This window comes from Thalassotalea sp. PP2-459 (assembly GCF_001913705.1).
Lineage (GTDB): Bacteria > Pseudomonadota > Gammaproteobacteria > Enterobacterales > Alteromonadaceae > Thalassotalea_C > Thalassotalea_C hakodatensis.
This window is the reverse complement of the sequence record NZ_MKQD01000050.1, coordinates 42076-55036: the sequence shown is the minus strand read 5'-3', so window position 1 is coordinate 55036 and position 12961 is coordinate 42076. Positions and strand designations below refer to the sequence as shown.

Sequence of the window (12961 nt, the reverse complement as noted above, 5' to 3'; positions counted from 1 at the left end):
TCTCCTGAATAACCATTCTCTGCAATCAACGCCGTGCCTCTAAAGCGTTTAATTCTCGCTGAATGACCGAATATTTATGCGAATTGGTATTAAACGCCTAATCAACCTGAGCTCGGGATAACTAGTACACATTAATATGTTCAGAAATAACTTGCCATATTTTGTCATAATTGATCATTAGTTGAACATAATATTCCCATCACATGCCTGTATAGTAATACAATTTAGAGCGTGCTGAACTTTTTAAGGTGTTTCATATAAAAACCAACTAAGGTATCTAGGGCAAGTTATATTTGGTGTTTATACGAGACTGAACTTATGTAATGAGGTTGTCCCCCATAAATAAGTGAAACCGCCTTAGAAAATCAACACGCCATACTAACAATAACAAGAGAAACATGATGAAATTTTTTACCACACCGTATAACCGCACATGTATTACTATATTACTTGCGTTATTTAGCCATATTTCTATCGCTTTTTCTTCACAGGAAAGCATCATAGTAAATCAAATCAAAAAACAAGAACGCCTACTTAACGCAGATTTTGGTGTTGCTATTTTCGATGTAGAAAAACAAAGCTTATGGCATTATAACGGCAATTCTCGTTTCCCCTTAATGAGCACATTTAAAGTGCTCGCATGCGCAAAGTTACTCGCTGATGTTGAAAAAGGCGTGCAATCTTTTGATTCATCAACGTTAATCACTAAAAGCGATTTAGTATATTGGTCCCCTGTAACAAAGCACATGGTTGGTAAGAAAATGTCACTAAAACAGGCTTGTTCTGCTACCATGACGATGAGTGATAATACCGCAGCTAACATTATACTAACAGGGATAAAAGGACCTACAGCATTAACAAAATTTATGCGTGATATTGGCGATAATGTTACGAGGTTAGATCGTATAGAACCCGAGTTAAACCAAGCCCTCAAAAATGATAAAAGAGATACTACGTCTCCTATTGCCATGGTTAAATCTTTACACACATTATTATTTGGCAATATATTAAAAGATCCGTCAAAAGCACAGTTAACGCAGTGGATGATTGATAACAAAGTCACAGCAAGCCTATTACGTTCAGTACTTCCTGAGCATTGGTCAATTGCAGATCGTTCGGGCGCCGGAGGCTATGGCTCTCGAGCTATAGCCGCAGTTGTTTGGTCAAAAGATCAAACGCCACTTATTATTTCAATTTATTTAACGCAAACCGAAGCGACGATGAAAGAGCGAAATAAAGCCATTGCAGCTATTGGCGAGAGTATTTTTACCTTTTATCAGAAAAACAATAACTAACAAGTATTCCTTGCACCTTCTCGCGGCAATAAACTCAGCATAATTCTGAAATAGATAACATTACGTTGCTAAGTGACTGCGACAATCGTTCCATATCTTCTGGCTTAGGTATACCAAAACGTAGTGATTGCTGCTCATCGGTCAATCGCACATAAACCCCTTGTTTACATAAGCCCTCATAAATGTTCACCGCCTGATTTTGTTTTTCTAAACTCACCGTTAGAAATAAATCAGTGCCATTAATCACATCACCAAAATGGCTGAATAATAGCTTTGTTAATGCTTGGCGTTGTTGCGAAAGCATCTCCTTTTGATGTTTTTGCCAGACAAAATCTTGCAAAGCATGTTCAGCAATACGCTGAGCAGGCCCGTTTGCCTGCCAAGGTCCTAAATGTTCTGCAAAAGAAGTTAGCCACAATGGATTGGCAATGATAAAGCCGATCCGGATCCCCGCTAAACCAAAAAATTTTCCAAATGACTTAAGTACGACTGTATTACTATCATTAATGTGTTTAGACATTGACTGACTTGGCGTGACCACATCCATAAACGCTTCATCAATAACAAACAGTCCTTGACGATTGCTAATGGATTGTTGATATTGCTTTAACGTTTCTCGGCTAAATAATTTACCTGTTGGGTTATTAGGGTTGATCACCACTAATACACAATGCTGCGGTAATTGTGCTAATGCGGGTAATTCATCGTCATACCATTGAAGCTCAAACCCCATATTTTTCCATGCTTGGGCATGCTCTTTGTAGCCCTTAATGGGTAAAAAAACACTCGTTGAAAGAGGGTTCTTTTTCATCCACAATGTGGGTAATACACTAATAAGTGACTGACTTCCGCTACTCACGAGTATATTGGCACATTGATAATATTGCAGTGCTGCGTCGTGTAAAGCAGGCGAGAATTGAGGTAACTGTTGCCACGCAATACCGGGTATGTTTGGAATTGGATAACTAAAGGGGGCAATACCTGTAGATAAATCTAACCAATCATGTATTGGAATGTTGTAATCATTCGCGACCTGTCTAAGTTGTCCACCATGAATTAAAGCCATGAATGTAACCTTGTAAGTAATGGTTTAATAAAAATATGTGACTAGCTGATAACCAAACACTATTAAAACAAAGCCAATGCTGGCTCGTTTAACTAGATCAGTACTACGAGGAATATCATCAATATTAACAGGTTTACCTATCCCCATGATTGGAGAACATAAACTATCACCATGATAGCTTGCCTTCCCTCCAATCACACGACAAAGCACTGTAGCACCCGCTGACATAACCCAGCCGCCATTATGACTTTTATATTGATTACCTTGTTGATAAGCGTTTTTAAGCGCCAAAATAAACGAACCTTGCATTGCATATAACACAGTACATATTTTACCCGATATAAACCCTAATAGGTCATCCAAACGTGCGCTAGCGAAACCAAAAGATAAATACCTAGCTGTTTTATAACCCCACATGGCGTCTAGCGTATTAGCTAAACGATGAATTATCACTAGTGGAATGCCACCAATAACATAATAAGTTAATGACGCTATTACACTGTCGTGCCCATTTTCTAACACAGACTCAACAGTCGCTCTCGACATTTCATTGTCTGAAAGTGTTTCGGTTTCTCTGCTGACCAAGTAGCCAGTGAATTGACGAGCACTTTTCATATCTCCTTTGATTAATGGTCTATACACTTGCATAGCATGCTCTTTCAAGCTTCGACCGCCTAACGCGAGATAAAGGATAAAAGCATCAACAACAATTTGACCATACCAATCAAAGTCATTAAGCCAAAAATAACAAATAACAGATAAAGGAAGTACTAAAAAAAGCCAAGCAACAAGGCCAAGGAAAACCGCATAACCACTGCGTATCAAAGGATGTTCAACGTGATTTAATGCCGCTTTATTTGGGTTTAATGTTAACTCTACTACGTCGCTTAAATACCCAAAACCAACTAAATAATGAAAGCGTTTAGCTTCACCAAATAAAGCATCTAACAGTAATGCTAATAACAACGTTAGTGAGACACTAAACGGATGAAATAGTGTGTCAACAGTCGTTAACCATTCAGCCATCATTATTCACTTCCTATGTGAAAATATGGTGGCTCGGTGTGATAAGCAAGCTTGAGCATACAACCATTTTGAAATTGCTCATAAGCATTGGCCTTTGACACTTTACCTAATCCAGCTAAAAAGCACCTGAGTGCTTCCCCATGAAAAATGACCAATATTTTAGCGCCACTATAGTGTTTAGCTACCTGATGAAGTTTCCGTTGAATCCTCTCACTACATGCAATAGCGCTTTCTCCACCGTGAGAAGAAAGCTTACTGAATTGTTGCAATATTTCATCATAATCAGGATGTAAAGCCACTTCTTCAACACGTTGCCCTTGCCATAAACCTAAGTTTCGTTCAATTAACTCAGATTCGACTTGATAAGGTCTGTTCAGTATCTTTTGACAAATTTTTGCTGTAGCTTGTGCTCGCCCGAGCGGCGACGAATAAATTATATCAATATTATTCATCTTTACTCGCTGAGCTAGTTGCTGTGATTGCCACTGACCTAACTCAGTTAAAGCACTATCTAAATGCCCTTGAAAACGCATTGCTTTATTCCAATACGTTTCACCATGTCGTGCTAAAAAAAATACCGTTTTTATCATTATAAAACTATTTTCTATACATCTTTAACATTACCATCAATATCACTCGTCTTACTAAAAAATTGTAATGCTAGTTGCGGGTTACTAGGAAAATACCAGTGCATGTAAGACGCAAGAATATTGTTGCTCCGATATACAAACTCCCCTGCTCGCTCACTGGGGTGATGAATAGTTTGACACCAAGGTTCAAGACTTACCTCTGCACAAGAATAATGAAAACTATGACCACGCATAACATTATTTTGTAATGTGCCACCAGGCTGCAAAGGTAACTCAACCCATTGCGAACCAATTGCTGCGAGCTTATCTTGCATTTTCGCTTTACCCGGCATTACACCTGCCATTGTGTAAGTTTGACCTTTGAGATCTGTCAGTTGTTCTAAAAGATACAGCATCCCGCCACATTCAGCGAGAATAGGCTTGCCACTTGTTGCAAAGCATTTCACATCATGAATGAATAATGTATTGTTCATCAATTGCTCAGCATATAGTTCAGGGTAGCCCCCTGGAACATACAAAATATCTCCACTTGGCAATCGCTTATCTTCAAGTGCTGAACAAAAAACAATTTCGGCACCCGCTTGCTGTAAAAAAGCTATATTGGCAGCATAAATAAAACTAAAGGCATGGTCTTTGATTATAACAACAGTTGTTCCAACCAAAGCACCTTTAATAAGATCATATTGACTATTATTTTCTATGTTATAAAAATCAACTTTCGCAGGTAAATCTGTTAACTTTGTATCCGCTATATGGTCAGCCGCTTTATCTAATTGTTGATCAATACCACTAAGTTCTTTTGCTTGTACTAACCCTAAATGACGTTCGGGAAGCGTAACCAACTTATCAGTGGGTAACCGCCCATAAAAGCGATATTCCCCAGACAGGTTTTCTGCTAACAATTCAGCGTGTCTATCGCTATTTACGCGATTTGCGATGACTCCAGCAAAGGGCAATTCAGGCCGGTAATTTGCTAAACCATGAGTGACCGCCGCAAAGGTTTGTGCCATTGCTTTTGCATCAATCACACCAAGTACAGGGATATTAAAATAGGTTGCTAAATCAGCACTGCTTGGTGTGCCGTCAAATAACCCCATAACGCCTTCAATTAAAATTAGATCTGACTGTAAAGCCGCTCGATAAAGTAATTCTTGGCAGCCCTGTTCACCAACGAGCCATAAGTCTAATTGATAAACAAGTTCACCGCTGGCCTGTCGTAAAATCATCGGGTCTATAAAGTCTGGCCCAACTTTGAACACTGTTACTTTGCGTCCTTGATTACGATGATAACGTGCTAATGCCGCAGTAACGGTTGTTTTACCACTACCAGAGTGAGGAGCAGCAATAACTAATGCTGAGCAACTGACCTTAGCACCCTTATTATCACTAGAATTTGCTTGAAAGAGCGGTGTTTGTTTATCGAGCTTTACTTTTTTCGTCATTATAGCTATGCCCTTTTATTGTCTATTACTGCTATAGACTTTTCAGTAAAGAAATGACGAATAATAACATCTATGATAAGTGCGCATATCACGTAAACCATAGGGTTAGAAAGATAGCGTAAGTAATACTTATCAACACGGGTTGCGTATTCCGCCCACGATAAATCAGTAAATTTACCGGATAATGTATAATAACTACCATTGGAGATAAAAAATGCAATTGTGCTTGCGATGAATAACCCCAACGCAACCTTAAGTACGTTATTGAATAAAGAGCCTTCTTGCCATTTTGGCTTTGTATAGTAGCCAACCATAAACATGACACCATAACTTAGCACCAATGCAGGGTAAGAAGTGGTGATGCAGTCACCAAATTGTCCTCGGAAATAAGATGAACCAAGATCGATGCCTACGGTTAAAAGATAAAAGAACCAAAAAACACTAATGTTTCGTAGATACATACCCGCTAAGAAAAAAATTGCAATTGAAGCACTTGGCAGGTGATTTAAACTAGAAAAATGATGCGTGCGGGTAGCAAGCATAAGTAAAATTAGGGTAATAAATATCCCAATGAATAAACTCTTCGAATAAGTAGTATTGACTGATTTCATAACATTCCCGTTATTGAAAATTAATTTTCACGGTGTTTGAAATCAAAGTTGAGAATGGTTGAAGCAATTTAACGTTGAGGGTGATTAACATCTACGTTAAATACAGTGTTACGTAAGATGCATATTTATTTACGTATTATCAACACCATTTACAGCCCTGAATACCGCCCACCGCAGTTGTCGAGTATCATTTAGGCCGGTCTCCGGACTCCTGTTCATCGCGTTTGCAACACCTTCCCATATTCACGAATCTTACGTAATGAATCGTTGCTAAATACAGTGGTTTTTGTTGCTGCTCACAGTTACCGTTGCGGGGGCAGTACTGGGTTCTCACCAGTTTCACGTTTCACCTTCAATGGGTAATATTCATTCGGTATGATATATACATTGAAGACACCTAAATCAGCGCAAATACTACGTGATAGCAAGGCTTTGTTCAATAGTTAAAGAATTAAAACACAATGTGATATTTAAATAATTCTCATATAAAAAAAGCAATAACATTAAAAGTGTTATTGCTTTTCAGCACTTAGTTAGATGTGATATTAGTGATTTTCAGACACCATATTTACAGTGTATTTCGGAATTTCAACCACTAAATCTTCATCGGCTACAATGGCTTGGCAACCTAAACGTGACTCAGGTTCTAAGCCCCAAGCTTTGTCTAGCATGTCGTCTTCAAGTTCGTCACTCTCGTCTAAAGAGTCAAAGCCCTCACGAATAATCACATGGCAAGTGGTACATGCACATACTTTCTCACAAGCATGTTCAATATCAATGTCATTCTTTAACGCGACATTTAACACACTTTCACCTGCTTCTGCTTCTAATACTGCACCATCAGGGCATAAATCTTCATTAGGTAATACGATAATTTTTGGCATGATGTCTCTTTACTCTTCTATAAGTCGTCAACCGTGTGGCCTGACAAGGCTTTATTAATCGAAGCGTCCATTCTGCGTTCTGCGAAGGCCGCTGTTTTCACATTTACTTTTTCTATCACCGCTTCAATCGCATCAGCACTTTGATCTTGACTAACTTTCGCTAATTCAGCCAGTACTTTCTCGATAGCAGCTACTTCATCGGCTGACAATAAGTGGCTGTCAGCAGCGAGCGCTGCGTTAACAGATTCAATCACTCGAGCAGCTTCAACTTGTTGCTCTTTTAACATACGCGCTTGCATATCTTCTTGGGCATTAGCAACAGATGCATGTAGCATCTCTGTGATTTCGTTATCTGCTAATCCAAAAGAAGGTTTAACTTCAATACTTGCTTCAACACCCGTTGATTTTTCCATTGCTGTCACAGCAAGTAAACCGTCGGCATCTACCTTAAAGGTTACACGAATATGTGCAGCACCTGCTGCCATAGGTGGAATGTCATGAAGCTCAAATCGTGCTAGTGAGCGGCAGTCATCAACAAGTTCACGTTCACCTTGTAACACATGTATCGCCATTGCCGTTTGGCCATCTTTGAAAGTGGTAAACTCTTGCGCTTTAGCGACAGGAATGGTGGTATTACGAGCAATCACTTTTTCAACCAGACCGCCCATGGTTTCTAAACCGAGCGATAATGGGATCACGTCAAGTAACAGTACATCACTATCGGGTTTGTTACCGGCAAGAATATCTGCTTGAATGGCAGCACCTATTGCCACAACTTTATCAGGATCAATTGAGGTGAGTGGTGTTCGCTTGAAAAAGCTCTCTGCATCAGTTCTTACCAATGGTACACGAGTAGAACCGCCCACCATCACCACTTCTTTCACTTCAGCAGCACTAACATCTGCATCTTTTAATGCTCTACGACAGGCTCTCATGGTTTTACTCACCAAAGGCTGTATCAGCTGTTCAAATTCTGCTTTGTGAATCTCACCTTGCCAATCATCGCCATTGGTAAGAGGTACTGATATTTTATGTGTTTCACTTGATGAAAGCGCTTCTTTGGTTTGCGTTGCTTGTTCTAATAATTGGCGCTCGACAGAAGTAGAAAGTGGGCGTGACAGCCCTGCACGTTCAATAATAAAATCAACTAAGACCTGATCAAAGTCATCACCACCAAGGGCAGAATCACCACCGGTTGCGAGTACTTCAAACACACCTTTATTAAGACGTAAAATGGAGATGTCAAAGGTACCACCGCCTAAATCATAAACGGCAATAACCCCTTCTTGTTTACTATCTAACCCGTAGGCTACCGCAGCAGCTGTCGGTTCGTTTAATAACCTAAGTACATTTAAACCTGCAAGCTTTGCTGCATCTTTAGTACTTTGGCGTTGAGCATCATCGAAGTATGCAGGCACTGTGATAACAGCGCCTGTTAACTCGCCACCAAGGGCTTGTTCTGCTCGCTGGCCTAAGTGTTGTAATAATTGTGCAGACACTTGTACAGGGTTTATCGTACCACTTCGCGTTTGAATGCTTGGATGAGAGTCATCACCACAAAACTGATAAGGAAGTGAAGGATATTTGGTATGAATATCTGCTAATGAGCGGCCAATTAAGCGCTTTGCTGAAACAATGGTGTTTTCAGGATCAGAAATAGAAAATGCCTTTGCTTCATCACCAACAAGGGTTTCTGTTTCTTGGTAGCTGACAACGGAAGGTAAAATATCACGTTGTTTATCATCAGAAATTGTTTCTGCTAAACCACTTTTAACCGTGGCGACCAATGAATTGGTTGTACCTAAATCAATACCTATTGCCAATTTATGTTCATGAGGTACAGTACTTTGGCCTGGTTCTGCAATCTGTAATAACGCCATGTTTGAGCTCTTTAATTTTGTCGGTTTACGTGAGTCAGTTAATCGTCAAACAATAAGTCTTCTAAACGATCTAACTCTACATGTAATTTTTGGTAAAATTTAAGCTTACGAAGCAATTCACTTGCTTGCTTGTTTGATGCTTCTGTATTATCAATTAGGGCAACTTGCATTGCTTTGAAGTGCTGCTCAAATTCAACTTCTAATACTTGTGACGCTTCAAAAACAGCACTTTCAACATTATCAGCAAATTTTACTTCTGCAAGCATTTCGCGTAGTTCCATTTGTCTCATCAAAAAGGCATTATCACTAAATGACGCCTGCTCGTTAGGTAACGAGACATCTCGTAATTCAAGCATATATTCAGCGCGACTTAATGGATTTTTTAACGTTTGATAAGCATCATTTATCAATGTAGATTTTTTTGCAGCAAGTAATTTCTCTTGATTGCTTGCATGAGCAAAGCGATCAGGGTGCACACTTTTTTGAATGGTTTGATAACGTTCTGTTAAGGTATTCAGTTCAAGCGAAAATTTTTCTTCAAGCCCGAATATTTCAAAATAGTTCACATTTACCACTTAATTTAGGTTGATTATCAGAGGATATTTGATCGGTAGCAGAAAGCTTAAACGTTACACATTAAAGCTTTCGCCACAACCACATTCACCTTTGGCATTAGGGTTTGTGAATTTAAAACCTTCATTTAACCCTTCTTTGACAAAGTCTAATTCAATGCCATCAAGGTAAACAAGGCTCTTACCGTCAATGATGATATTGACGTCATCAACCTCAAACATTTGATCGTCATCGTTAAGCTCATCTACAAATTCAAGTACATAAGCTAAGCCTGAGCAACCCGTTGTTTTTACGCCTAAACGTAAGCCAAGCCCTTTACCACGATTTGTAACAAAAGACCTGACACGTTCTGCAGCGGCTGGAGTCATTGAAATAGTCATTCAATGCCTACCTATTCACCGTGCTTAGTACGGTAATCTTCAATCGCTGCTTTGATAGCATCTTCCGCTAGAATTGAGCAATGAATTTTCACTGGCGGTAACGCTAACTCTTCAGCGATGTCAGTGTTTTTAATGCCCGATGCTTCATCAATACTCTTACCTTTAACCCACTCAGTCACAAGTGAACTTGAAGCGATTGCTGAACCACAACCATAAGTTTTAAATTTAGCATCTTCAATGATACCTTCTTCGGTAATTTTTAATTGAAGTTTCATTACATCACCACACGCCGGAGCACCAACCATACCGGTTGCTATTTGTGGATCTTCTTTGCTAAATGAACCCACATTACGAGGGTTTTCATAATGATCAATTACTTTTTCACTGTAAGCCATAATATTCTCTCCTGATAACGCTAGCGAATTAGTGCGCTACCCATTCAACTGAATCTAAATCAACACCATCTTTATACATTTCCCAAAGCGGTGACATTTCACGTAAATGCTCAATCGCTTTTGAAATAATACTGATAGCATGATCGACTTCTTCTTCGGTAGTAAAACGGCCAAAGCTAAAGCGAATTGAGCTATGTGCCATTTCGTCATTTAATCCTAACGCGCGTAACACGTAAGATGGTTCTAAACTTGCTGATGTACAAGCAGAGCCACTTGATACCGCTAAATCTTTTAATGCCATGATGAGCGATTCACCTTCAACAAAGTTGAAGCTGACATTTAAATTGCCTGGATAACGCTTATCAACGTCGCCATTAATAAATACTTGTTCTAAGTTATCAATGCCTGCCCATAAGCGATCTCGCATAGCAGTAACGTGTGCTAAGTCTTGTGACATTTCTTCTTTAGCGATTCGACACGCTTCACCAAAACCAACAATTTGATGTGTTGGCAAAGTACCACTACGCATACCGCGTTCATGCCCACCACCATGCATTTGAGCTTCTAAGCGCATACGAGGTTTACGACGAACATATAATGCGCCAATCCCTTTTGGACCGTACATTTTGTGTGCAGAAATTGACAACAAATCAACTTTTAACTGTTGAATGTCTAAAGGGATTTTTCCGGCACTTTGTGCCGCATCCACATGAAACGCGATCTTACGAGCACGACACATCTCACCAATCTCAGCAATATCTTGTATTACGCCAATTTCATTATTTACGTGCATGATACTTACTAATACGGTGTCATCACGTAAGGCTGAAGCAAGCTTGTTTAAATCAATTAAACCGTTTGCTTCAGGATCTAAATAGGTTACTTCAAACCCTTGACGTTCTAATTCACGACACGTATCAAGCACAGCTTTATGTTCCGTTTTACAGGTAATAATGTGCTTGCCCTTTTTGCTATAGAAATTAGCAACACCTTTAATAGCAAGGTTATTTGACTCAGTAGCGCCTGACGTTATAACAATTTCACGTGGGTCAGCATTTAATAAATCTGCAATTTGGTTTCTAGCAATATCAACCGCTTCTTCAGCTTGCCAGCCAAATTTGTGTGAACGTGATGCTGGATTACCATAACAACCATCTGTAGTTAGGTATTGCATCATTTTTTCAGCAACACGCTTATCTGCTGGTGTTGTTGCTGAATAATCAAAATAAATAGGAAGCTTCATTGACTAACTGTCTCCAATTTTAATCGACATTACTGCGCTAACAGTTTTGTATTAAATTCGTTGCGATCAAGGTCTCAAGTGCGTGCTTTTCTTCACGCTTTTGCAAGTTATCTTGCCGCTTTGATACCTGTTTAACATTTCTTTGTTCTACTAATTCAGACAAAGAAATACCTTGTAAAAATTCTTCAATACGATTGCTTAAGTCAGTCCATAATGAATGCGTTAAGCATTGATCACCTGACTGACAATCTCCCTTGCCGCCACATCGTGTGGCATTTATACTCTCATCAACTGCTGAAATAACATCAGCAACATATATTTGAGCAGAGCATTTCCCAAGGCGATACCCTCCACCCGGACCTCGAATACTATTAACAAGTCCGTGCTTGCGTAAACGAGAAAATAATTGCTCTAAGTAAGATAAAGAAATCCCCTGACGTTCTGAAATGTCAGCTAAAGAGACAGGCCCGTCTGCTGCATGAATAGCAACATCAAGCATAGCTGTAACGGCATAACGCCCTTTAGATGTGAGTTTCATTCTTTACCTCAATAAAATTGCGCGCAATTCTACATAACCCTATAAAATAGTCAAATAAATACCTGAGCAATATACTCAAGTATTCTACACACCTTTATAGATTTTGCAATGAATACCTGAGTAATTTACTCAGGTATTTTTAACAACGAAATGAACTCTACTTTTTTTAAGAAACAAGTAATTGATCTAATGCTTTAATGATTATATTTCAGGGTCGAAAGAATCTATTTTTTTTCTACGTCGTGCTGCAGCGGCAGCTTCGTCTTCAATGAATTCACCTACCCTTAATTCGGGTAAAGCATCTTGACAAACCTCCCCACCCATCCGATTAATTTCTTTGCATAAATCAGCGACTTTATTGTCCATTAAGTGAACATGATCTAATAAGCGACCTATCGCTTTTGCAACAGGATCAGGGCTATCTTCAGAGACGGCATAGGCATCGAAACCAAATTTTTCCGCGGTTTTTTCACGTAATTCATCAGTACCATTTTTATTTGGATTAACAATTTTCCCCGGAATGCCAACCGCAGTAGCATTATCAGGTAAATCTTTTACCACTACAGAGTTAGAACCTACTTTACCATTTTCACCTATACGGATAGGTCCAAGCACTTGCGCACCTGCGCCAATAACAACATTATTGCCTAGCGTAGGATGTCGTTTACCGGCTTTCCAACTGGTTCCACCTAACGTAACGCCATGATAAAGGGTAACATCGTCACCAATTTCAGCGGTTTCGCCAATCACAACACCCATGCCATGATCAATAAAAAAACGTCGACCAAGTTTAGCCCCTGGATGAATTTCCACACCGGTCAACCAACGGGAAAATGTTGAAAGCATCCGCGCGATTAACTTCCAGTTATTTCGCCAAAGTTTATTGCTTAGCCTATGGATCCAAATTGCATGCATGCCCGGATAATTGGTAAGCACTTCAAATGTGGTTCTTGCGGCAGGATCTCGATCAAAGACACTTTGGATATCTTCTTTGATACGACTAAACATAATTTTTATTTCCTTTTACTGCTGTAACGC

The 12961-nt window shown here is 39.4% G+C and carries 14 protein-coding genes and 1 riboswitch; of the genes, 1 reads left to right on the top strand and 13 read right to left on the bottom strand.

Annotated elements, in window-relative coordinates; all coding sequences use genetic code 11:
* Positions 1-398: 398 nt before the first annotated feature.
* Positions 399-1295, top strand: a complete 897-nt coding sequence (gene bla / locus BI291_RS12590) for a class A beta-lactamase (protein ID WP_083602044.1) — start codon at positions 399-401, stop codon at positions 1293-1295.
* 34 nt (positions 1296-1329) lie between these two features.
* Here the strand turns inward: bla and cobD are convergent, their stop codons facing one another.
* The 13 genes from cobD to cysE form a co-directional block, all read right to left on the bottom strand.
* Positions 1330-2361 carry a threonine-phosphate decarboxylase CobD gene (gene cobD / locus BI291_RS12585; RefSeq protein ID WP_074499122.1) on the bottom strand — a complete coding sequence of 344 codons (1032 nt, stop codon included), beginning with the start codon at positions 2359-2361 and terminating at the stop codon, positions 1330-1332.
* 24 nt (positions 2362-2385) lie between these two features.
* A complete protein-coding gene (locus BI291_RS12580) occupies positions 2386-3390 on the bottom strand; it encodes a CobD/CbiB family cobalamin biosynthesis protein (RefSeq protein WP_254849577.1) in 1005 nt (334 codons plus the stop codon).
* Positions 3390-3977: a histidine phosphatase family protein gene (locus BI291_RS12575; protein ID WP_074499121.1), complete on the bottom strand. Its 588-nt coding sequence runs from the start codon at positions 3975-3977 to the stop codon at positions 3390-3392. The genes BI291_RS12580 and BI291_RS12575 overlap by 1 nt, the downstream gene beginning before the upstream one ends.
* Positions 3978-3991: 14 nt before the next feature.
* Positions 3992-5419: a cobyrinate a,c-diamide synthase gene (locus BI291_RS12570; RefSeq protein ID WP_083602043.1), complete on the bottom strand. Its 1428-nt coding sequence runs from the start codon at positions 5417-5419 to the stop codon at positions 3992-3994.
* Between the two features lie 5 nt (positions 5420-5424).
* Positions 5425-6030, bottom strand: coding sequence for a hypothetical protein (locus tag BI291_RS12565; RefSeq protein WP_074499120.1), 606 nt, complete (start codon positions 6028-6030; stop codon positions 5425-5427).
* Between the two features lie 176 nt (positions 6031-6206).
* Positions 6207-6446: riboswitch (cobalamin riboswitch) on the bottom strand.
* A gap of 129 nt (positions 6447-6575) precedes the next feature.
* Positions 6576-6914 (bottom strand): ISC system 2Fe-2S type ferredoxin, encoded by a 339-nt coding sequence (gene fdx, locus BI291_RS12560; protein ID WP_074499119.1) that lies wholly within the window; start codon positions 6912-6914, stop codon positions 6576-6578.
* A 17-nt stretch (positions 6915-6931) separates the two neighbouring features.
* Positions 6932-8794: a Fe-S protein assembly chaperone HscA gene (gene hscA / locus BI291_RS12555; RefSeq protein WP_074499118.1), complete on the bottom strand. Its 1863-nt coding sequence runs from the start codon at positions 8792-8794 to the stop codon at positions 6932-6934.
* 38 nt (positions 8795-8832) lie between these two features.
* Positions 8833-9360 carry a Fe-S protein assembly co-chaperone HscB gene (hscB, locus tag BI291_RS12550; protein ID WP_074499117.1) on the bottom strand — a complete coding sequence of 176 codons (528 nt, stop codon included), beginning with the start codon at positions 9358-9360 and terminating at the stop codon, positions 8833-8835.
* A 63-nt stretch (positions 9361-9423) separates the two neighbouring features.
* Positions 9424-9747: an iron-sulfur cluster assembly protein IscA gene (gene iscA / locus BI291_RS12545; protein ID WP_074499116.1), complete on the bottom strand. Its 324-nt coding sequence runs from the start codon at positions 9745-9747 to the stop codon at positions 9424-9426.
* Between the two features lie 11 nt (positions 9748-9758).
* A complete protein-coding gene (iscU, locus tag BI291_RS12540) occupies positions 9759-10142 on the bottom strand; it encodes a Fe-S cluster assembly scaffold IscU (RefSeq protein ID WP_074499115.1) in 384 nt (127 codons plus the stop codon).
* A 28-nt stretch (positions 10143-10170) separates the two neighbouring features.
* Positions 10171-11385 carry an IscS subfamily cysteine desulfurase gene (locus BI291_RS12535; RefSeq protein WP_074499114.1) on the bottom strand — a complete coding sequence of 405 codons (1215 nt, stop codon included), beginning with the start codon at positions 11383-11385 and terminating at the stop codon, positions 10171-10173.
* Positions 11386-11422: 37 nt separating this feature from the next.
* Positions 11423-11923: a Fe-S cluster assembly transcriptional regulator IscR gene (gene iscR, locus BI291_RS12530; protein ID WP_074499113.1), complete on the bottom strand. Its 501-nt coding sequence runs from the start codon at positions 11921-11923 to the stop codon at positions 11423-11425.
* Between the two features lie 201 nt (positions 11924-12124).
* On the bottom strand, positions 12125-12931 hold the full coding sequence (gene cysE, locus BI291_RS12525; protein ID WP_074499112.1) for a serine O-acetyltransferase: 807 nt from the start codon (positions 12929-12931) through the stop codon (positions 12125-12127).
* Positions 12932-12961 lie beyond the last annotated feature (30 nt).